The 21,055-nt window shown below is 76.3% G+C and carries 19 protein-coding genes; 4 read left to right on the forward strand and 15 right to left on the reverse strand.

The features are described from left to right. Positions 1-6: 6 nt before the first annotated feature. Positions 7-297, reverse strand: coding sequence for an acylphosphatase (locus ACL02T_RS26090; RefSeq protein ID WP_412833408.1), 291 nt, complete (start codon positions 295-297; stop codon positions 7-9). A gap of 22 nt (positions 298-319) precedes the next feature. Here ACL02T_RS26090 and ACL02T_RS26095 point away from each other — a divergent pair, with 22 nt between their 5' ends. The 3 genes from ACL02T_RS26095 (at position 320) to ACL02T_RS26105 (ending at position 3,024) form a co-directional block, all read left to right on the forward strand. Next, positions 320-1,039 (forward strand): CAP domain-containing protein, encoded by a 720-nt coding sequence (locus tag ACL02T_RS26095; RefSeq protein WP_412833409.1) that lies wholly within the window; start codon positions 320-322, stop codon positions 1,037-1,039. A 43-nt stretch (positions 1,040-1,082) separates the two neighbouring features. After that, on the forward strand, positions 1,083-2,117 hold the full coding sequence (locus ACL02T_RS26100) for a magnesium and cobalt transport protein CorA (protein WP_412833410.1): 1,035 nt from the start codon (positions 1,083-1,085) through the stop codon (positions 2,115-2,117). 154 nt (positions 2,118-2,271) lie between these two features. Beyond that, complete coding sequence (locus tag ACL02T_RS26105) at positions 2,272-3,024, forward strand: ANTAR domain-containing protein (protein ID WP_412833411.1); 753 nt, start codon at positions 2,272-2,274, stop codon at positions 3,022-3,024. Here the strand turns inward: ACL02T_RS26105 and ACL02T_RS26110 are convergent. The 6 genes from ACL02T_RS26110 to lanL all read right to left on the reverse strand — a co-directional run bounded on the left by ACL02T_RS26110 (position 2,984) and on the right by lanL (position 12,778). Further along, positions 2,984-3,745, reverse strand: a complete 762-nt coding sequence (locus tag ACL02T_RS26110) for a GAF domain-containing protein (protein WP_412833412.1) — start codon at positions 3,743-3,745, stop codon at positions 2,984-2,986. The two genes, ACL02T_RS26105 and ACL02T_RS26110, sit on opposite strands and share 41 nt — an antisense overlap. A 126-nt stretch (positions 3,746-3,871) precedes the next feature. After that, positions 3,872-5,824 (reverse strand): ATP-binding cassette domain-containing protein, encoded by a 1,953-nt coding sequence (locus ACL02T_RS26115; protein ID WP_412833413.1) that lies wholly within the window; start codon positions 5,822-5,824, stop codon positions 3,872-3,874. Beyond that, positions 5,821-7,644, reverse strand: coding sequence for an ATP-binding cassette domain-containing protein (locus ACL02T_RS26120; protein ID WP_412833414.1), 1,824 nt, complete (start codon positions 7,642-7,644; stop codon positions 5,821-5,823). Before ACL02T_RS26120 ends, ACL02T_RS26115 begins: the two co-directional genes overlap by 4 nt. 164 nt (positions 7,645-7,808) lie before the next feature. Next, the gene (locus tag ACL02T_RS26125; RefSeq protein WP_412833415.1) at positions 7,809-7,958 is read right to left on the reverse strand and encodes a hypothetical protein; all 150 of its coding nucleotides are present in this window, start codon (positions 7,956-7,958) and stop codon (positions 7,809-7,811) included. A 52-nt stretch (positions 7,959-8,010) separates the two neighbouring features. Continuing rightward, complete coding sequence (locus tag ACL02T_RS26130) at positions 8,011-8,157, reverse strand: hypothetical protein (RefSeq protein ID WP_412833416.1); 147 nt, start codon at positions 8,155-8,157, stop codon at positions 8,011-8,013. 10 nt (positions 8,158-8,167) lie between these two features. Beyond that, positions 8,168-12,778, reverse strand: coding sequence for a class IV lanthionine synthetase LanL (lanL, locus tag ACL02T_RS26135; protein ID WP_412833417.1), 4,611 nt, complete (start codon positions 12,776-12,778; stop codon positions 8,168-8,170). Positions 12,779-13,252: 474 nt separating this feature from the next. Between lanL and ACL02T_RS26140 the strand changes: the two genes are divergently transcribed. Continuing rightward, on the forward strand, positions 13,253-13,765 hold the full coding sequence (locus ACL02T_RS26140) for a hypothetical protein (protein WP_412833418.1): 513 nt from the start codon (positions 13,253-13,255) through the stop codon (positions 13,763-13,765). 3 nt (positions 13,766-13,768) lie between these two features. Here the strand turns inward: ACL02T_RS26140 and ACL02T_RS26145 are convergent, their stop codons facing one another. The 8 genes from ACL02T_RS26145 to ACL02T_RS26180 all read right to left on the reverse strand — a co-directional run bounded on the left by ACL02T_RS26145 (position 13,769) and on the right by ACL02T_RS26180 (position 20,891). Beyond that, on the reverse strand, positions 13,769-15,178 hold the full coding sequence (locus tag ACL02T_RS26145; RefSeq protein WP_412833419.1) for a selenium-binding protein SBP56-related protein: 1,410 nt from the start codon (positions 15,176-15,178) through the stop codon (positions 13,769-13,771). Between the two features lie 58 nt (positions 15,179-15,236). Beyond that, positions 15,237-16,157: a bifunctional DNA-formamidopyrimidine glycosylase/DNA-(apurinic or apyrimidinic site) lyase gene (mutM, locus tag ACL02T_RS26150; RefSeq protein ID WP_412833420.1), complete on the reverse strand. Its 921-nt coding sequence runs from the start codon at positions 16,155-16,157 to the stop codon at positions 15,237-15,239. A 29-nt stretch (positions 16,158-16,186) separates the two neighbouring features. After that, positions 16,187-16,930, reverse strand: a complete 744-nt coding sequence (rnc, locus tag ACL02T_RS26155) for a ribonuclease III (protein WP_412833421.1) — start codon at positions 16,928-16,930, stop codon at positions 16,187-16,189. A gap of 7 nt (positions 16,931-16,937) precedes the next feature. Next, positions 16,938-17,120: a 50S ribosomal protein L32 gene (rpmF, locus tag ACL02T_RS26160; RefSeq protein ID WP_412833422.1), complete on the reverse strand. Its 183-nt coding sequence runs from the start codon at positions 17,118-17,120 to the stop codon at positions 16,938-16,940. 57 nt (positions 17,121-17,177) lie between these two features. Further along, complete coding sequence (locus tag ACL02T_RS26165) at positions 17,178-17,756, reverse strand: YceD family protein (RefSeq protein ID WP_412833423.1); 579 nt, start codon at positions 17,754-17,756, stop codon at positions 17,178-17,180. Between the two features lie 79 nt (positions 17,757-17,835). After that, positions 17,836-19,158, reverse strand: a complete 1,323-nt coding sequence (locus ACL02T_RS26170; protein WP_412833424.1) for a MinD/ParA family ATP-binding protein — start codon at positions 19,156-19,158, stop codon at positions 17,836-17,838. Between the two features lie 311 nt (positions 19,159-19,469). After that, positions 19,470-20,312 (reverse strand): endonuclease domain-containing protein, encoded by an 843-nt coding sequence (locus ACL02T_RS26175; protein ID WP_412833425.1) that lies wholly within the window; start codon positions 20,310-20,312, stop codon positions 19,470-19,472. A gap of 423 nt (positions 20,313-20,735) precedes the next feature. Further along, entirely contained in the window at positions 20,736-20,891 is a 156-nt protein-coding gene (locus ACL02T_RS26180; RefSeq protein ID WP_412833426.1) for a hypothetical protein, read from the reverse strand. Positions 20,892-21,055 lie beyond the last annotated feature (164 nt).

The following is a 21,055-nucleotide window of genomic DNA, read 5'->3' on the forward strand; positions in this document are numbered from 1 at the left end:
CGCCCGTCAGGCCTCGACGAACCCGTCGAACCCGCCCTTCGGCTCGCCCCACTGCTCCACGACCTCCTCGACCCACCCGGGCGTCTCCCCGCCGCGCAGCAGGCCCAGCAGCCGCTCACACCGCCCCCGGTCACCCTCCGCGACCACGGCCACCCGCCCGTCGGCCAGGTTGCGGGCCTGCCCGACGAGCCCGAGCTCCAGCGCGCGAGAGCGCGTCCACCAGCGGAAACCCACGCCCTGCACGCGCCCCCGCACCCAGGCGGTGAGCCGAACGGTCGAATCGTCGTTGCTGCTCATCGCCCTGCTACGTTACCGGGCCGTGACCGGTCCGGTGCCCCGCATGCGGGCGCTCCCCCTCCTGGCCGGGCTCGCCCTCGGGGCGCTGCTCGCGGCCCTCGGCGTCACGGCGGTCGTGCCCGACGCCTGGTCCGTCGCGCTCGCCGGCGCCGCCACCGCCGAGCCCCGGGCGACGCGCACGGTCACGCCCACGGCCGGGCCCACCCCGAGGACCGCCCCGTCCCCCGGCCCGCCCGTCCCCGTCGCGGCGCCACCGGCGACGACCACGACGGCACCACCCACCACGACGTCCGCCCCACCCACCACCACGACCCGGCGGCCGGAGCCGACGACCACCCGGCCGGCGCCGACCACCGCCCCGCCCCCGGCCGCCTCCGGGCCCGTGGCCGAGGTCGTCGCGCTGACCAACCGGGCCCGGGCCGCGGCCGGCTGTGGCGCCCTCACGATCGACCCGCGGATCACCCGCGCCGCCCAGGCCCACAGCGACGACATGGCCATCCGGGGCTACTTCGACCACGACAGCCCCGACGGCCGCACTTTCGCCGACCGCATCGCCGCCGCCGGTCACCCCTCCCCCGGCGCCGAGAACATCGCACGGGGCCAGCGCACCGCGCAGAGCGTCGTCGAGGCCTGGCTGGACTCCCCCGGCCACCGTCGCAACATCGAGGACTGCTCGCTCGCCACCGTCGGTGTCGGGCTCGCCACCGACGGGTACTACTGGACGCAGGACTTCGGCCGCTGACCACGTACCCTCCGGTGGAAGTCGCGAGTGGGAGGTGTCCGGGGTGTCCGTCGTGGACAACGCGGTGTACGTCGACGGCCGGCGGGCCGAGGAACCCGCGTCCCTCGACCGGACCGTGGAGACCCTGCAGCGCTGCGAGGACGGCGCGAAGACCTTCTGCTGGATCGGGATGCTCCGGCCGGGCCCCGACGACATCAAGGAGATCGAGGACGAGTTCGGGCTGCACGAGCTCGCCGTCGAGGACACCCTGCACGGCCACCAGCGGCCCAAGCTGGAGCGTTACGGCCACACCGAGTTCGGTGTGCTCCGCCCGGCCCGCTACGTCGACGAGCAGGAGGAGGTCGAGCTCGGCGAGATCCACCTCTTCCTCGGCCCCGACTTCGTGATCACGGTGCGGCACGCCGAGGAGCCGGACCTCGCCGAGGTGCGCCAGCGGCTGGAGCAGGACCCGGACCTGATGGCGCACGGCCCGTTCGCGGTGTTCTACGCCGTGCTGGACAAGGTCGTCGACGACTACGGGCCGGTGCTCGACGGGTTGCAGGACGACGTCGACCAGATCGAGAGCCAGGTCTGGAACGCAGACCCCGCCGTCTCCCGGCGCATCTACCAGCTCACCCGCGAGGTCATCGAGTTCCAGCGGGCGGTCGACCCGCTCGCCGAGATCTTCGACGAGCTGCGCACCCGCTTCGGCAAGCAGAGCACCACCCCGGACCTCGAGCTGCGCCGGCTCATCCGCGACGTGCAGGATCACGCCACCCGGGTCCGCGAGCGCACGCAGGGCCTGCGCGATCTGCTCGCGAACATCCTGACGGTGAACTCCACGCTCGTCGCGCAGCGGCAGAACGACGAGATGACCCGGCTGACCGAGGCGGGGTACGTCCAGAACGAGCAGATGAAGAAGGTGTCGTCCTGGGCGGCGATCGCCTTCGCCCCGACGATCGTGGCCGGGGTGTACGGGATGAACTTCGCCCACATGCCGGAACTGGCCTGGCAGTACGGCTACCCCTTCGCCATCGGCCTGATGCTGGGGCTCGGCCTGCTCCTCTACGCCTATTTCAAGCGCCGCGGCTGGCTCTAGGTCGGTGACCACCGCGGCCGGAGACGATCTCCTCCAGGTCAGGGGCATTTTTCGGGTGCCCGCGAACGAAACGTCCGGGGCGTGTCCGCCGAGTAGTCAAGCAAGCGCGCGGAGGCGCCACGCGCCCAGGGCGGTGTCGTCGTCGGGGGGACCGATGTGGGACGAACTGTCGCTCGCGTGTGCCTGTCTGGAGTTCGCGGACACGCTGGGCAGCCGGTTCGACGAGAGCGAGTTCGCCGAGCGGCTCGCACGTCGCACCGGTGAGCTGACCGGGTGCGGATGCACCGCGGTGGCGCTCGCGCAGCAGCGCGAACTGCGGTTCGCCGGCGCGAGCGACCCCGCGGGGCGGATGCTGCACGCGGTGCAGGCCCGGTACGGCGAGGGGCCCACGTTGGCCTGTTACCGGTCGGGCCGGACGGTGCACGTGGGCGACCTGAGCGCGATGAGCTCGCGCTGGCCGGCGTTCGCCGCGGCCGTCGGCGGGGCGGGTTTCCGCGGGGTGCACGCCGTGCCGCTGCGCCGCCACGACGTCGGGGTGGGCACGGTGAGCCTGTTCCTGCGCGACGGCCGGGCGCCGACCCCCGGATCGGCGGCAGCCCTGGAGACGCTGGCGTCGGCGGCGGCGGTCGGGATCCTCCAGCAGCGGTCCCGCCGCCACCACGAGGTGCTCGCCCGGCAGCTCCAGGAGGCCCTCGACCGACGCATCGTCGTCGAGCAGGCGAAGGGGATCCTGGCCGAGCGACTGCGCGTCGACCCGCACGAGGCCTTCGAGCGGCTCCGGGCCCACGCCCGGCGCTACCGCCGCACCGTGCACGGCCTCGCGGCCACGATCGTCGACTCGCCGGCGGGCCCCGACGAGCACGGGCTCACCGCGCCGATCCCGGTCCCATGCGCAGTCTGCGGGTGACGACGGCGCGGGCGACCTCGCCGACCGTCGTGCCGTGCTCGGCGGCGTAGGCGCCCAGCCGCCGCCGCCCCTCGTCGACGTCCACCCCGAGCTGGACCGCGACCATCCCCGCCGCCTGCAGCACGACGGCCTGGTCCGCGTCCCGCACACCGGGAACCGGTGCCGCGGCCGCGTCGGCCCCGGCGCGGCGGTCCGTCCCGCCCTGGTCCACCCCGCCCTGGTCCACCCCGCCCTGGTCCACCCCGTCGAGCAACACCGCCCCGGCCGCGTCCGCGAAGGCGGCGGCCGTCGCGAGGGTCTTCGCCGCGAACGCACCCGGCGCGGCGCGGACCAGGGTCAGGGCGCCGACCACCACCCCCCCGAGCCGGACCGGGAGCGCGGCGAGCGCCCCGACGCCGGCCTGCGCCGCGACCTCGGCGAACACGGCGTCCGGCGCCTCCGCGACGTCGTCGACCACCACGGTGCCGCCCTCGATCGCGTCCACCGCCGGACCCCGCCCGTTGACCTGTTGCCACTCCTCGACGGCGCGGCTGCCGGGGTCCGTGGCGGCGACCAGCTGGCGCCCGCGCGGGCTGACCGCGACCAGGGCGACCCCGTCGACGGCCAGGTCCTCGGCGCAGGCGCGGCAGACGTCCTCGGGCGCGACCGCGGGCGAGCCGCGCCGCTCGGCGATGTCGACGATCCGGGCCCACACGGACGGAGGCCCGCCGCCCGCGGTCACGTCGCTCCGCCGCGCCGGGTGGGCGGGGCGCCGCGGGTGGTGGTCGGTTCGACCATGGGCCCTCCGTCGGCCGACGGGCTGCGGCACGCGACCGCGGGGATCGTGACCATCCCGTGATGACGGGCGTCAGTGAACCAGACCGGTTCGCTCCGCGCCGTCCGTTCGGTGGCGTGTCACCACGCAGGGTGACACGCTTTCGCCCGACCGGTTCGTCCCCGCACCGGCCGATGCTGCGTTGCCGGGCCCGACGGTCGCGGCGCGGGCGGGCGCCGGGCCGGCGAGGTCGGCGAGGTCGGCGTACGTCCCGAGGCCTGCGCGGGTGCCGTCGAGCAGCAGGACGCGGTCCGCGCGCGCGGCCGAGGACATCCGGTGGGCCACGACCAGCACCGTCCCGCCGCGCTCCCGGAACGCCCGCTCGGCGACCTGCTCGGCAGCGGGGTCGAGGTGGCAGCAGGCCTCGTCGAGGATGCAGAACCTGGCCCGCGACAGATGGGCCCTGGCCAGTGCGAGGAGCTGGCGCTGCCCGGCCGAGAGCTCCCCCGGGACGACCACCCCGTCGTAACCGCCGAGGCCCTCCACCAGTTCCTCGGCCCCCACCGCGCCGACACTGCGCCGCATGGCGGCCGGGTCGGTGAAGGGCGTGAGATAGCCGAGGTTCTCCGCCACGGTGCCCCGGAACAGGTAGGCCTGCTGGGGCACCAGCGTGATCGCCGCGTGCCGGACCCGGGGGTGCAGGGCGTCGAGCCGGGTGCCGCCCAGCCGCACCTCGCCGCGCGCGGGCTCCAGCAGCCCGGCGAGGAGCAGGGTGAGCGTGGACTTGCCGCCGCCGCTGGGCCCCACGACCGCCAGGTGCTCGCCGTCGGCGAGGTCCAGGTCCAGGTCGTCGACGACGGCGGCGGAGTGCGGACCGTAGGCGAAGGTCAGCCCGCGGGCCCGGACGTCGGCCCGCACGGGCGGGACACCGATCAGCCGCCGCGCGGGAGCATGCCGGCGCCGCGACCAGGCGGGCTCCGCGGACCGTGCGGGCGGGCGCGGCGTCGGCACGGTGTCCGGCTCCGGGCCTGCTCCGCCGCCGGACCCGCCGGTCGGAGCCCCGAGCTCCGCCAGTCGCCGCACGGTCACGGCCAGCTGCAGCGCCATGCTCCCCACGACGTGCACGAGCGACGAGAGCGCCGGGCCGAGCGACACGAGCAGGTAGCTCGTCGCCCCGACGAGCTCGCCGGCCGTCAGCAGCCCGTCGCCGACGAGCAGGGGCCCGGCCAGCAGCAGTGCCGCCAGCGGCACCTGGGCACCGAGCGCGACGACCAGGACCCGCAGCACGGAGGCGCGCCCGAGGGCGCGGGTGGCGGCGACCTGCTCGTCGATGCGCTCGTGCAGGACGTCCGCGGCGCGGTCCCCGGCCTGGCAGGCCAGCACGTCGCGCAGGCCGAAGAGGACGCCGGCCGCCTCGGTGGCGATGGCCTCCTCGGCCAGGACGGTGCGCCGTTGGCGGCGGGCCAGGGGCCGCAGCAGCCGGCCGTAGAGGAGCAGCGCCGCCACCAGCGGCGGCAGCACGAGGGCGAGCAGCACCGGGGAGAGCAGGGCGAGGCCGGCCACGCCCGCCACGATCCCGACGGCGGCCCCCCGGGCCGTGCGCAGCAGGGCCGCGCCGGTGAGCCGCACGCTCTCCACCTGCCCGGTCAGCCGGGCGACGGCGGCGGCGTCGCCGCCGTCGTGTCCCGGGCCGGTGCCGGTGACGGCGCGGTGGAGGGTCGCGGTCACGACGTGGCGAACGAGGTGGTCGCGCTGGGCCTCGGCGATGCGGGCCACCCGCGGCAGGATCTGCCGGGTGGCCAGGGCCCCGCACAGTGCCAGGACGAGGAGCCCGCCCAGCAGGGCCACCCCGAGTCGCGGCCGGTCGGCGAGGAAGCCGTCGTCGAGCGCGGTGGCCACCAGGCGTCCGGTCAGGACGGCCGGCACCGCCTCGCAGGCGCTGAACCCGATGAGTCCGACCCAGGCCCCGCGCGTGCCGTGCATCCCCCCGCGCAGCAGGGCGGCCGGGGTGGTCCGCCCGGGGACGGGCGCTGCCGCACCGCTCACGACGTCACCGGGACCATGGCGCCGGCGGACACGAACAGGGCCCGGTACTCCGGGTCCGTCCACAGCTCGGCGTGCGGGGCGTGGGCGCGGACCCGGCCCTCGTGCAGCCAGACGACCCGGTCCGCGGCCGCCGCGGTCGCCGCCTTCCGGGTGACGATCACTCGCGTGCGCCCCTGCAGCACCGTCGCCAGCGCCTGCTCGACCTCGGCCTCCGTGGCGCTGTCGAGGCTCGCGGTGGCGTCGTCGACGGCCGTGATGCGCGCGTCCTGGGCCACCGCCCGGGCCAGGCCGAGCCGCTGCAGTTCGCCACCGGAGAGCGGGGCGTCGACCGGCGGTGTGTCGTACCCGAGCGGGAGCATGTCCACGAACCGGTCGGCGCGGGCGGCACGAGCCGCAGCGGCGATCGTCCACTCGTCCGCGTCCGGGCGGCCGTACCCGATCGCCTCGGCGAGGGTGGCACCGGGCAGCGCGGGGCGTTCGAAGGCGTAGGCGACGGTACGCCGGAGGGTGGCCGCGTCGAGCTCGGTGATCGGGCGGCCGTCGACCAGCACGACCCCCTCGTCCGGGCGGTACAGCCCGCCGAGCAGCCCGACCAGCACGGTCTTGCCCGCGCCGGACGCGCCGACGACCGCGGTGCAGCCCCCCGGCACCAGCAACAGGTTCACGTCCTCCAGGACGGTGCGACCGCCGAGCCGGACGGTCACGCCGGACAGCCGGGCGCGACCGGGACCGCTCGCCGGGCCGGGCTGTCGCGGCCCGGGTGCCGGGGCCGCGGCGGGCCCGTCGACGATCGCGGCGAGCCGGGCCGCGGCGGCGCGGCACTGCGCGATCTCCAGGACGGTGTCCACCGCCCGTGCCCCGTTGAGGACGAGCTCGGCGTAGCCGACGGCGGCGACCGCGGCCCCGACGGTCAACCGCCCCTGTGCCACGCCGAGGCCGGCCACCGCCAGCACGACGATCCGCACCACCGGGGCGAGCAGGGCGAAGGACCAGCCGAGATCGCGTTGCTGCGCCCAGAATCGCGCGCCCGCCGCACGCAGGGCGGGGAGTGGGGCGAGCACCCGGGCGATCTCGGCCTCGACGGTGCCACTCGCGCGGATGGTCCGGCGCCCCGCGAGCGCGTCGGTGAGCCGGGCCACGACCGCGGCCTGGGTCTGCTGGTAGTCGGTGAAGGCGTCGACGGTCCGGCGGGCGAACCGGCGGGCGAGCAGGACGCCCACGGGCACCAGCGTCAGCACCGCCGCCGCGGTCCACACGTCGACGAGGGCGAGCGCGACGAGCGCGACCAGCGCGACCAGCAGCCCGGTCAGCACCCCGACGGTCATCGCCGGCACACGTCCGGCGGCCGCCGCGATCCCGGTGAGGCGGGCGGTCGCGTCACCGGCCGGGATGTCTGCGGACCCGGAGAAGCCACGGGCGAGCAGGCCCGCCACGCCCCGGCGGCGGAGCCACGCGGTGCTCTGGGCGACCCCCGTGGTCGTGGCCAGCGCACCGAGAGCGGCGGAGGCCACCCCGGTGGCCACGACCGCGAGCAGGAGCACCACGGCCGCGGACGGACCGGCGCCGGTCCGCGGTGCGAGCACGGAGTCGACGGCCGCGGCCAGGGCTGCGGGCGCGAGGAGGGAGCTCGCCGCGGCCAGGACGGCGGCCGCGGCCACGATCGCGGTGGTGGCGGAGGTGTGGCGGGCCGCGGCCCACAGCAGCCGGGAGGCGGCGGGCCCGGCGGGCTCGGTGGGCTCGGCGGGCTCGGTGGGCTCGGTGGGCTCGGTGGGCCCGGTGGGCTCGGTGGGCTCGGTGGGCTCCGTCGAGGATCGGCGCATGGGCGCTCCCGGAGTCGGACCGGACCGGTGCCCGGTCGGGGATGGCGGCGGACGGTGGCCGATCGCCGCGGGCGGGGCGATGGAATGCTGGAGGCGTATGCGAGGGCGGTGACGGCGCCCTCGCACACGCCTCGTTCAGCAACCGGCCGCGAGCGGCCGATGTGTCATCCCACGTCGTTGATGTTGGTGATGTTGCAGGTGACGTAGCAGTCGACCCGGTTGGTCTGGTAGACGACGTCCTCCCAGTCGAAGTCCAGGCCGGTGGCCTGCCCCTCGGACAGCTGCTGCAGGGCGTCGACGTTCGTCGTGTACATGTGCTTCATCCCTTTCTGGATGTCGTCCTCGCTCCGACGGCGAGGGTTCGCGTCACGCCTCGTTGATGTTCGTGACGTTGCAGGTGTAGTAGCAGGCGACGACGTTCACCTCGACGACGATGTCGTAGCCGAAGTCGCCACAGAGCGCGGTCGGCATGCTCTCCGGCAACGTCTCCAGTGCCACGATTTCCCGGGTCACCTCCATCCCTTCACCCCCTCTCACCGTCGGGACGGGTCTCGCCGCGGTCGCGGCAAGTTGTCGGGCCGGGGCCGGCGGCCAGGAAGGCCAGCACGGTCCGCGGCAGATCGGGAGCAGCCGCGTCCTCCAGCACGCCGTGCCCCGCGCCGGGGTATTCGAGGTAGCGCGGCGCGGCCCCGGCGGCGCGCAGGGCGTCGCGGACGGCGCGCGCCTGGGAGACGGGGACCACGTCGTCCGCGGTGCCGTGGGCGAGCAGGACGCGGGCGGTGACCCTCGGGGCGAAGCGCGTCACGTCGCGCTCCCCCGGCCCGTCCTCGACCGGCGCCAGTCCGTCGAGCCGGTCGATCATCGCCCGGACGGCGGGCCCGGCCTCCGGGTACAGCCGGCGCGCCGAGGCGAACGGGGCCGCCGCGACGACGTGCGACCACAGGCCGGGCTCGATCCCGGCGGCCAGCAGCGCGAGGAACGCCCCGTAGCTCGCCCCGAGCAGGCGCAGCGGTGCCCCGGTCGTGGCGGCCAGGTCGCGGGCGAGGGCGAGCAGGTCGGCCAGGTCCGGGCCGCCCCAGGCGCCCCGGCCGGTGCGCTCGTCGCGGGGCCCGGGGCCCGACCCGCCGCGCAGGTTCGGCGCGACGACCAGCAGCCCCGCCTCGGCGAGCTCGTGCAGCAACGGGTTGTAGGACAGCCGCCAGGCCCCGATCGGGCCGCCGTGCAGGGCGAGCAGCACCGCGTGCGCGGTGGCCCGGTCCCCGTGGACCACCGCCTCGATCGGCCCCGCCGGGCCGGGGAGGACGGTGTGTCCCACCGGTGCCAGGGGAACCCGCGGGCAGTCGTCCTCGCCACCGGGATGCAGGGCGAACCGGCCGCTCGTCGGCGGGGCCAGCTCGGCCAGCCCGGGCGGCGAGGCCGGTCCGGTGAACGGGAACCGGAGGGCGTCCTCGCCCCAGTGCGCCGAGCCGCCGATCACGCCGGGCGGCGCCGGGACGGGCACGAGCTCGTCGGCGCCCGGGTGATAGATCGCGAGGCGGGCCCGGCAGGGCTCGTCGAGCTGCAGGAGCACCCGCCGCCCCCGGGGATCCAGGGCGAGCGGCCACACCCGGCGCTCCTCCGTGCTGCGCAGCACGTCGGGGAAGGCGAGCGGACCGCGCCCGAGATCGGCGGCCCAGCCGAGCCGGTCCGCGCCCCGACCGACGACCAGCAGCCCGGTCGCCGGGGCGCACAGGAGCGGGCGCACCCCCTCGTCGGCCCGGTCCGACAACGGCCGCGTCGACCCGTCGAGCGTGTCGATCACCAACGGCCGCATCCGTCCCTCGGTCAGGCAGCCGACGGCCAGCGAGCGGCCCGCCGGGTCGAGCCAGGCGCTGCTCGGGACGAGGCCGAGCACCCGGCTCACCTCGACCGGACCGTCCGCACCGATTCGCCAGAGACGCGTGCTCCCGTCCCGCTCGGTGCTGAACGCCCACGCCGGTGGCCCGCCGGAGGATCCGGCAGCCGCGGTGCCCGGGCCGGCGACGAGCCGCAACCCCTGCGCGTCGACCACGGCGAGGAGCCGCGCCGTGCCGTCCGGGGCGATCAGCGTGAGGTGGTGTCGGGCGTCGATCGGGCGGGTGACCAGCAGGCTCCCGTCGTCGAGCGGGAGCGGCTGGGTCCAGCGGGTCTCGGGTTGCTCGGCGGGCACGGGGCGGGAGCGGGGCGGATCGAACGACCACGCCTCCACCCGGTACCGGCCTCCGCGGCCCACCAGGCACGCGCCGTGGCGGCCGGACGGGGAGAACCGGAAGCCGAGGCGGCCCGGGGGGCGGGCAGCGGGCGGCGCCGACGCGGCCGACGACAGGGCCGACGGGACCGACGGGGCCGACGGGACCGACGGGACCGGCCGGTCGACCACCTCGTCGACCATCCAGGCGCGGGCCCCGCCCCGCTCGAGCCGGAGCAGGAAGCGGAGCACGCCGGCGAGCCCGGTGCCGGCCTCGGCGACGACGTCCCGGCCCGTCTCGTCCGCGACGAGCAGCCGACCGTCGCGCCGACAGTGCCGCAGCGCCGCGGCCTCGGCGAGGTCCTCGGCCCACCGCCGCGGCCGAGGATCGTCGAGCATCGCGGCGGCGTCGAGCAGGAACTCACCGTTGCCGGCCAGGCCGTGACAGGCCGAGGGCAGCGACGCCCAGCGGGCCCGGTGCACGGCGACCGCGGCCGCCGCGGCCAGCTCGGCGTAGCGCTCCCGGCGTGAGATCCGCCAGGCCCGGAGCAGGAAGGTCCCGGCCCCCGACGACCCGTTGCACCAGTGCACCTGGCGCTCGGTCCCGCCCGGAGCCGCGGGCCACCAGGCGGCGCCGTCGTCGAGGACCGCCGCGTCGCACAGGGTGTCCGCCGCCGCCAGCGCGAGCTCCGAGATCCGGCCGTCGCCGGTCGCGGCGCCCGCCGCCAGCAGGAAGTAGCCGATACCCGCGACGCCGTGGGCGAAGCCGTAGTGCCGCACCCCGGCGAGCTCGGAGTCCAGCTCGGGCGGCACCGGCCAGAGCACCACGTCGTCGCTCCGCTCGGCGGCGGTCACCAGGTCGTCGGCGCAGCGGCGGGCCCGGTTCAGCAGGGCGTCGGCCCCGGTGACCGACCACAGGTGCAGGGCGGTCAGCCCGGCGCCCGCCAGCCCGTGGGCCACGTCGGGGTTGACCGGGCGGGCCGTCGGGACCCCGGCCGCCATCCGGACGCCGGCGGCGGCCAGGTCCGGGTCACCGAGGGCGGCACCCGCGTCGTGCAGCGCCCACGCGGTGCCGGAGCGGCCGAAGTACAGCCCCGGGAGCCGTCGGGGTTCCGCGGCCGCGCGCCGGTGCAGCCAGGCGGCGACGGTCGCGACCGCGTCCCGGAGCCCTTCGGGCCGCCCGCCCGCGGCACCGGGGCCGGCGAGCGCGGCGGTGAGCGTGTCCAGGACCCCCGCGGCGCCGTGCTGCACCGCGGCCGGGTCGAAGGCCGCGCCGCGGCCGGCCGGCCACAGCCGGTCGGTCCGGTCCGGGGTCATCGTCGTGAGCAGGTGGGCGAGCCCGTCGCGCACGAGCCGGCCGCGGTCGGGGGCGGGCCGGGGACGGCGGGGAGTTGTCGGGGCCGCGTCCGGCCGGAGCAGGTACCGGACCGTCGCGAGCGGGACGCGGTCGCGGGGGTCGTCGGCCAGCAGGCCGGCGATCGCGGGGCGCAGCGCGCGGGCCGCCTCGTGGTCGCGGGCGACGGCGTCGAGCCACGCCAGCAGCCGCGGCGACCGCGGCGAGGCACCGTGCGGGCGATCGGCGGGCAGCACCGGGTCGCTGCCGGTGGCCAGCAGGAAGAACAGGCAGCCCAGCGCGAAGCGGTCCTCGGCGAAGGTGGCGGCCGGGTCGGGGCCGGGCCCGTCGTGCTCGGGCGCGCGGTAGCCGGGCGTGCCACCGCGCCGGGCCGGCGTCCCGACGGGCGCGGCCAGCTCGAGGTCGACGACGGCGGGCAGGCCCCCGGAGTCGACCAGGACGTTCGTGGGGCTGAGGTCGCGCAGCACGACACCGCGCCCGTGCACCTGCGCCAGCAGCTCGGCCAAGCGCCGGGCCACCGCCACCGCCTCGCCGGCCGGCACCCCGCGGCCGGGCCGGCACCGCGCGGCCGTCCAGGCCGCCAGCGGGGCCCGCTCGAGGTGCTCCTCGACCAGGAACTCGTCGCCGTCCTGCGCGAAGGTGGCGAGCAGCCGGGGCACGAGCCCGGTCGGCTCCAGCCGGCGCAGCATGTCGGCCTCCTGGCGGATCGCATCGCGGGCGTCCCGGCCGGACCCGTCGGCCTCGGCGTGCGCCCGGCCCTGCTTGACCACGACGGTCCCCCCGTGCGTGGTGTCGTCGGCGAGGTAGACCCCACCCTTGGTGGAGTGCCGCAGGGCGGCACGCACGGCGAAGCGGTCGCCGAGCAGGACCGCCCGCGGGGCGGCCGGCGCCTCCTCCGACACGCCGTCCCGCGACAGCGGGCAGCTCACCCAGGCGGGCGGGGTGTAGCGGGGCTCGCGCGGGTCCGCCACCGCGACGCCCTCCGGCGTCAGCAGCACCCCGCGGTACAGACCGTCGACGGTCAGCTGCGCGGGACTGTCGAAGGCGCCGTAGCGGTAGTGCACCAGGCCGCCCGGGCGATACGCACGGTCGGAGAGGATGCGCGGTCCGGTCAGGCCGCGGGTCGCGGCGTCGAGCTCGGCCGCCAGCGCGACGAACTCGTCGTCGTCGCAGGGGTAGACGGTGACGACCTTCCCGGCCTGCGCCCGGTCGCACTCGCGGCTGCCGAGCGCACGCACCGCGGCGAGGTCCGGGGCGAACTTGAAGGCGACCCGGTGCGCGGCCAGGCAGGGGACGATCCCGGTCAGCACGGCGCGGGCCGTGCGCGGCGTGGCCGAGAGGTGCAGCTTCCAGCCGGCGTCCCGCGGGCGGCGACCGGTGGGCGTGGCGGTGCACCAGGTGGCGCCGCGGTGCAGGGTCCAGCCCGCCTCACCGAGGTCACCGGTCGCGTCCGCCAGCAGCGCCTCGACCAGCGCGGTCAGGTCCGCGGGATCGGCGCCGCTGCGCCGGGGGTCCGGGGCCCCGGTCCGCGCCATGCCCAACGCCGGGCAGTCGGGGGCCCCGGGCACCGTCACGCGGCCGCCGGGCTCCCCCGGCGCACCGGGACGCCCGTCCGACGACGCTCGCCACGAACCGCGCACACCCATGACGTCGCCCCCCTCACGCACGGCCGAGAACTGATCGGTCCGCCGGAGTCAGGGGCGGTCGGGAACCTCCGTCGTCGGCCGCGGGGCGGCCGGATCAGGAGACGGCGACGACGTTAACTCGCCCCCGCGGGGACCCGCCATACGTAGAACAACGCATTGCGCACGGCCACCTACCCGGGGTCGGCGGCACGACGGGGCGGCCCCTCCCGCGACCGCCACGGAGCCGCTACTCTCCGCGCGGACGCCGCTGCCGCGGTGCCGCCGGCCCTGCCCCCGCCGCGCGTGCGCACTGCCCGGGTCTCGCGCCCGCCTCCCGATCCGGCCCGACGGTCCGGCCCTGCCCCGGTCCGTCGACCGCGGTCCGGCGGCCGCGACCCGCGACCCCGCGAACGGAGGGCCTCCATGGACCCGCTCTCGTCCCCGCGCGCCCGTCGGGCGCCGGTCGTGCTGCTCGCCCCGGCGCTGGCGCTCGCGCTCGCGCTCGCCACGGGGTGCACGGCACCCGCGCCCACGACCGCGTCCCCCGCTCCGACGACCCGGGCCGCGCCGACCGCACCGGGCGCCGTCGCCCCGCCGGCCGAGGAGGACGCGCTCGCGGACTGCGCTCGCGGGTCCTGCGAGATCCGGGTGGACGGGCCCGCGACGATCCCGATCGCGGCGGACACGGGGGTGTCGGAGCTCCGGGTGCTGGCCGTCGACGCCGACGGGATCGAGCTCGTCGCGGTCGTGCCCGGCGGGCAGGTCAGCACCAGGTGCTCCGGACCCTGCGCCGGCATGCGCACGTCGGCCTCCGGCGGCGAGTCCTCGGTGCGGCTCACCGCCGGCGCCGGCGCCGTGATCGGTGTCAACGGTGTGTCGGTCGACGTGCGCTCGGCGGTGCCCGGCGCGGCCGACCTCCGGCTCACGCCGCGGTGAGCGCTACCGGTAGCAGTAGGAGTCCGACGAGGCGTCCCCGCCCTGCAGCCGGACCTGGTGCACGCGCAGGCCGCGGAACTCGTCGCCGTGCGGGAAGAAGCGTGGGTCGAGGGTCATCCCGCCGTCCGGCCCGACGTCGGCCTTCGCCATCCACGCCCCCACGCCGTCGGGGTAGAACTGGTCGTCCCAGGCGCCGTAGAGCGAGTTGGTGAAGTACACCCGGCGCCCGTCCCGGCTGACCTCGACCATCTGCGGCGCCCCGGCCAGCGGCAGCTCGGGCGCGGCGGGGTGCGGGTTCCGCCCGACGATGCCGCCGAGCCGGACCGAGCCCACCTCGCGCGGGTGGGCGGGGTCGCCGACGTCGTACTGCTTCAGCTCCCCGGTGCCCCAGCAGGAGACGTAGAGGTACCGGTCGTCGACGGAGAGGTCGATGTCGGTGATCAGCGGCGGCACCGCGGAGAAGGGCTGCAGGGCCGGCGGGAGCGCGTCCGGGTCGGCCGGCTCGGCCGGGATGGAGACGACCTTCTCGACCCGCCACTCGTCCCCGTCGAGGAACCACCGCCAGATCGAACCGGACAGGTCCTCGGTCGAGATCACGACGCCCACGAAGCCCCAGGTCGCCTCGGGATCGTGGGACGGCCGGACCTCGAGCGCCATCTGGTGCTGCGCGCCGAGGTCGAGCCGCTGCAGGTGGCGTCCCTCCTGCAGGTCCCAGACGTGGATGGCGTGCCCGTACTCGCCGCCGAGGAGCAGCTCGGGCACCAGCCCGTCCTCGATCATCGACGGATGGCCCCACTCGCTCGAGATCAGGACGTTGCGGTTCAGGTGCCACCACGCGTCGTAGGCCAGCCGCTGCGGGCCGCGGTCGGTCTCCCATGCCCGGACCACGTCGAAGGTCGAGTGGTCGAGCAGCGCGATCCCGCCGGGACCGTCGGGGTCGTCCAGCGGGCCGCCGATGCAGGTGAGGAACACCCCGTCGGGCCCGCAGTGCAGCGTGTGCGGCCGCGAGTACCCGGCGGCCTCGGACAGCTCCTTCGCCGCGACCGTGCGGACCACCCGCGGGGTCCGCGGGTCCGGCACCGTGTCGAGGACGTGGATGTTCGACGACCGCAGCCCGGGGACCAGCAGGAACCGCCGCGCCAGGCCGTTCGTGTCGTGCCCGGCGTGGGCGAGGGCCGAGGAGCAGGCGTTCCAGCCGAAGTGGTGCAGCTCGTCGCCCGTGCCGGGCATGTCGGTCCAGCCGACGACCCGGCCGTAGCTCGCCGCCTCCGGGTCGACGTCGACGACCGCCATCGCGTCCGGCCGCGAGGCGGACCTGTCGAACGCCACGACGTAGGCCAGGCCCTCGGGCGCAGCGGCGGCGGCCTCGGCGGCGGAGCGGTAGAACGTCGGGTCGGTGACTGGCTGACTCATGGCGGGGCCTCCTCGTCGCCCGGGAAGTCGTCCACCCTTCGCCCGGCGTGCGGCCCGGTCAAGGGCCGAACGGCGGCCGGGATGGAGCGGTGCGGGCCGCTCGGCGAGGGGCCCGCGGCCGCGGCTGGCAGCGCGGGCAGGTGAAGGAGCTGCGGTTCATGAACGCCTCGCGGCGGATCGGCGAGCCGCAGCGGCGGCAGGGCTCGTCCGTACGGCCGTAGACGTTCAGGGACCGCTCGAAGTAGCCCGAGGCGCCGTTCACGTTGACGTACAGCGCGTCGAACGACGTACCGCCCTGCTCGAGGGCATCCGCCATCACCTCGGCGGCCGCCCCGAGCACGGTGACCCCCTGCGCACGGGTCAGCTTCTCCGTGGGCCGGGCGCCGTGCAGCCGTGCGCGCCACAGCGCCTCGTCGGCATAGATGTTGCCGATCCCGGACACGATCGTCTGGTCGAGCAGCGCGCGCTTGAGCTCGGTGCGGCGCCGGCGCACGGCCGCCACCGCGGCGTCGAGCGAGAAGAGGGGGTCCATCGGGTCGCGCCCGATATGGGCGACGGGTTCGGGCAGCAGGCCACCACCCGTGCCCTCGGCGAGCGGGTGCACCGACAGGCCGCCGAAGGTCCGCTGGTCGACGAACCGCAGCTCGGGGCCCTCGTCGTCGAACCGCAGCCGGATCCGCAGGTGCTTCTCGTCCGGACGGTCCGGGGCGGCGACGAGCATCTGACCGCTCATCCCGAGGTGGGCGAGGATCGCGTCGTCGCCCGGGCCCGCGGTGTCGAGCTCGAGCCAGAGGTACTTCCCGCGGCGCCGGGCGGCGGTGATCGCGCGGCCCTTCAGCCGGGCCGCGAAGTCCTCGCCGCCGGCCGCGTGGCGCCGCACCGCGCGCGGGTGCCCGACGGTGACCTCGGCGATGGTGCGGTCGAGGACGTGGTCGGCGAGGCCGCGCCGGACCACCTCGACCTCGGGCAGCTCCGGCACGTCAGCTCCGGGCCGTCAGCACGACACGGTCACCGCTGGGCCTGGGGCGACTTCTGGGTCTCGTCCGTGATGGTGCGCCAGGCGAGCGCGGCGGCCTTCTGCTCGGCCTCCTTCTTGGTGCGCCCGTCCCCGGACCCCAGCTCGCGCCCCCCGACGACCGCGGTGGCCGTGAAGGTCTTGAGGTGGTCGGGACCTTCCTCGGCGATCCGGTACTCGGGCACGCCGAGCCCCTCGGCGGCGGTGAGCTCCTGGAGGCTGGTCTTCCAGTCCAGGCCCGCGCCGAGCAGCGGCGCGCCCTGCAGCAGGTCGCCGAACAGGCGGTGCACGAGCGACCGGGCCGTCTCCAGCCCGTGCTCGAGGTAGACCGCACCGATCAGGGCCTCGGTGGCGTCGGCCAGGATGCTCGCCTTCTCCCGGCCGCCGGTGAGCTCCTCACCGCGGCCGAGGGAGACGTAGGCGCCCAGTCCGTGCTCGGAGAGCCCCGTCGCCACGCCGGCGAGCGCGTGCATGTTGACCACGCTCGCCCGCAGCTTGGCCAGCTGCCCCTCGGCCAGCTCCGGGTGGTCCCGGTACAGCCGCTCGGTGACGATGATGCCGAGCACCGAGTCGCCCAGGAACTCCAGCCGCTCGTTCGTCGGCAGACCGCCGTGCTCGTAGGCGTACGAGCGGTGCGTGAGGGCGAGCGTGAGCAACTCGTCGCCAACCTCGACGCCGAGTGCCTCCAGCAGAGGGGTGCGGTCCTCGCGCGGCCCCGTGACGCTCTTGTCGCCCACCGCCGGATCAGGCCGGACGGACGACCTGACGACCGTCGTACTGCCCGCAGACCGGGCAGGCGACGTGCGGCGGCTTCAGCTCGCCACAGGCGCGGTTGTTGCAGGCGACGAGGGACGGCGCGGTGGCCTTCCACTGCGCCCGACGAGAGCGCGTGTTGGACCGCGACATCCGGCGCTTGGGTACGGCCACGGCAGTTCTCCTACGGTTGTGCTCGAGAGGTCTTGCGACGTCGAAACTTCGGCTTCGTCAGGTCAGGCGCTCACGCAGAGCGGCCCACCGGGGATCCAGTGTCTCATGCCGGTGGTCGGGCGCGAGATCGGCCCGCCTCTCCCCGCACTCGGGGCACAGACCCGGGCAGTCCTCGCTGCACAGGGGGGCCAGCGGCAGGTCGAGCGCGATCGCGTCCCGGACGGTCTGCTCGAGGTCCACGTGCTCGTCCGCGATCCGCGGGATCTCGTCCGCGTCCGTGGTCTCCTCGGTGACGGAGTCCGGGTAGGCGAACAGCTCCTCGATGCGCGCCTCGACGTCCTCGCTCAGCTCGTCCAGGCACCGCGAGCACTCCCCCGCGAGGTGCGCCGAGGCGGTCCCGGAGACGTAGACGCCCTCGCTGACCGACTCCAGCCGCAGGTCCAGCGCGACGTCGCTGCCCGGGGGCACGGCGAGCACCCCCACGAGGCCGATCGCGGCGTCGGGATCGCCCACGCCCGGAGCGGCGATCGTCCGGGTCGCGGTACGCATGACGCCGGGACGTCGGCCCAGCTCGCGGGTGGAGAAGAGCCAGGGGTGGGTCTCGGGGCGGGGCTGGGGGGCGCGGTTCGTGCTCATGACTCGGGCGAGGATACGCGCAGTTCGCCACCCCCCGTCGAGCCCGAGTCCCGCGGGTGCCGGCCCTCGGTGCGGGGCGTCAGTGGGGGGCGCGGGCCGGGAAGGCCTCGGCGACGGCGGCGGCGAGCTCGAGGAACGCCTCCCGGGTGGCCTGCCGCAGCCGCCCCTGCTCGATCCGGCCGCCCGTCGCCAGGTGCGGGTCGTGCGGGACCTCCACCACGGCGCGGCAGCGGCCGGTGAAGTGCGCGCGCAGCGCCGCGGTGTCGATCTCGCGGCCCGCCCGACCGACCAGGACCACGACCGCGTCGGCGACGAGCGGCTCCCGGCCGTGCGCCACGAGCCAGTCGAGGGTCTTGCTGGCCCGACCGGCCCCGTCGACCGTCGGCGAACCGACGACGACGAGCGAGTCGGCGACGTCGAGCGTCCCGGCCATCGCCGAGTGGACCATGCCGGTACCCGAATCGGTGATCACGACGCTGAAGAACCGGGCGAGCACCTCGTCCGCCCGCAGGTAGTCGTCGCGGCTGAAGGCCTCGCCGGCCGCCGGGTCCTGCTCGGAGGCGAGGACCTGCAGCCGCCCGGCCAGGCTCGTGTAGCGCGAGACGGCGGTCCACGAGTCGATGGCGCCGAGGTCGTCGAGCAGGTCACGGACGGTGCGGTCGCTGTGCCCGGTCAGCCGGTCGGCGAGCGTCCCCGCGTCGGGATTGGCGTCGAGCGCGAGGATCCGGTCGCCGCGGTGCTCGGCGAGGGCCAGACCGAGGCAGGCCGTGACGGTCGTCTTCCCCACCCCGCCCTTCAGTGAGGTCACGGCCACCCGGTGCGTCCCGGCGAGATGGCTGCGCACCCGGGCCAGCCGGTCCTGCGCGGCCAGTTGCGCAGGGCTGGGACCCGGATCGACACGGCCGAGCGTGGCGGCGTGCAGGACCCTGCGCCACCCGCGGTCCGGCACGGGGCCGCGGGCCCGCACCAGCGAGTCGGGGTCGAAGGCACGCAGGTGCGCGGGACCGGCCCCGTGGCGGGCGTGCGGCCCGTCGGCTGCGGCGGCGGAACGGGCGGCGCCGGCCGTCGGGTGGTCGAGGTGCTGGCCGTCGGTGGGGTGGCCGTCGGTGGGGCTCGCGGGGGGATGGCCGTCGGTGGAGTGCGCGGTGGGGTCGGTGACGGCGCCGTCGGTGGGGTGGACGGTGGGATCGGTGAACCAGGGCCCCGCCTCGCCGCCCTGCCGCTGCGGGTAGGCCATGCGCGGCGGCTCGCGCCCCGTGTCCTGCGCCGTGCCGACGGTTCCGTCCGCCGTCCTGTCCGCCACCGTCGTCTCCCTCTCGCCGGGTCCGGTCGGCTCGCCGTGCAGGCGGTGGCCGTACCGCTCCCACCAGGTCGCCGGGTCCGGCTCGTCGTGGCGGGCCATGCGCGCAGAGTAGTCCGTCCGGCACAGCGTGTTGAGACGATTGACCGGATAGTGATCGACTGCGCGGCCCGCCCACGATCGCCGGCTCGGTGCGGCAACGGCCGCCGACGCCGCCTTCCGTGCACGGAGCAGGTGATCACACCCTCCGACCGCCCACTCGACAACCGTGATCGTCAACTCCGTGCAGCGGTGGTCGTCGGCCCCGCCACCAGCGCACGGGATCAGCGATCAGACACGAGCCCAACGCCCAAGATCGTCGATCCAGTGCAGTGATCGCCGTCGGCGTCGCCATCAGTGCACGCGCTCAACGATCACGACACCGCGAGCAGCGCCTCCACCTCCCGGGCGATCCGGTCCGGCTCGTGCAGCACCGTCCACGAGGCGAACCGCACCACCCGCCAGCCCGTGCGGGCGAGGAACGCCTCTCGCTCCAGGTCCCGCCGCGCCTGCTCGGCCGCGCGGTGGTGCGCGCCGTCGTGCTCGACACCGAGGAGCGCCTCCGGGTAGGCGAGGTCCAGCCGGTGCGGCCCGACCTGGTGCTGGACCCGCGGACGCGGGAGCCCGGCCACGTGCAGCGCCACCCGGATCCGCGACTCCATCGGCGACTCCGCCCGCGGGTCGGCGAGTCCGAGGACCTCGGCCAGGCCCGCGCCGCCGTGCATGCCGAGGTGCCGCCGCCACAGTGAGCGGATCCGGTCGACCTCGAGCCGCCAGACATGGGCCACCGCGTCCACACCGGTGACCCGTTCGACGAGGTTCGGAGCCCACCTGGCCAGGTCGAAAGCAGTACGGAGCGGCGTCGTGACCGCCACCCCCGCCCGCTGCGTGATCTCGTCGCCCCGCAGCCTGGTCCGCCGGAGCCGGACGCCCGACGGCGGCCTGGTCGTCCCGGCACGGACGATCAGGTCGACGGGTGCGTCCCGGGGCCCGCACGAGGCGCCGAGCAGCTCGGCGGCGGCCCAGCCGGACACGACGGCGCCCTCCCCCGCCCACACGGCGGCCGCCCGGGCTCGCACGGCGAGGTCGACGGGCAGGTCGGCGGGCACGTAGACGTCGGGCAGGAGTCTGCGGAAGCGCGGCCCGCGCAAAGCTCCGCGGGTGAGCGAGCCCGTGGCCGTCGCCGTGGAGCCGCGGAAGGGGAGGGAGAGGTCCATGCACGCTCGGACGGAAGCGCGATCACCCCGGTTCCGCGCCGCCGGAACTCGGCACAACCCACCGCACCCTGCCCTTCCGGGCCCGCCTCGGCCCTGAGCGGCACTCGGTCACCGCGGGCCGTGCGCCTCGACCGGCGCCGCGTCGCCCTCACGGCATCAGGGCGTCCGTGGCTTGGGCTGGTCGGAGGCCCGCGGGGCGCCCGGCCGGGTTCCCGCTGCGCTCGCGTGTCGGCACCCGGCCGGCTCACCCGCCTGGGAACGGGGAACGCCCGACCGCGCGCTCACGACGCCGCCGGCCCCGTGCGGAGAGGGGTCGGACTCACCCGCGCAGCCGAGTGACGACGGACCGCACATGCCGCTCAGCACCAGCAATGCCGTGCACCCGGGGCCGCGAGGGCAACCCTCGTTGCCCCCTCACTACGATCACGACCGCTCCCGATCGGCGGGATCGTGCGCGCAGAGCACCCGGCCCACCGAGCCGGGGACATCCCGACCACGCGCCGGAAGATCACCGGTCAAGTGCGTTCCGGGCAGCAGGCCCACCCCCACCGCACGCCATTCACCGACCATGATCGCCATCGGCCCCGTGATCAGCGACGGCGTGCGCTCAGGGCAGCCGGGACGACCCACCTTGCACGCCGATGACGATCACGATGGGACCCGTCGCTCGGCTCCAGCAATGCTCGTGCACTCAGGGCGCCCCACACCACCCTCGGCGCACACGACCGACGATCATCGTCGAG

Source organism: Pseudonocardia oceanicola (assembly GCF_047200735.1).
Classification (GTDB): domain Bacteria; phylum Actinomycetota; class Actinomycetes; order Mycobacteriales; family Pseudonocardiaceae; genus Pseudonocardia.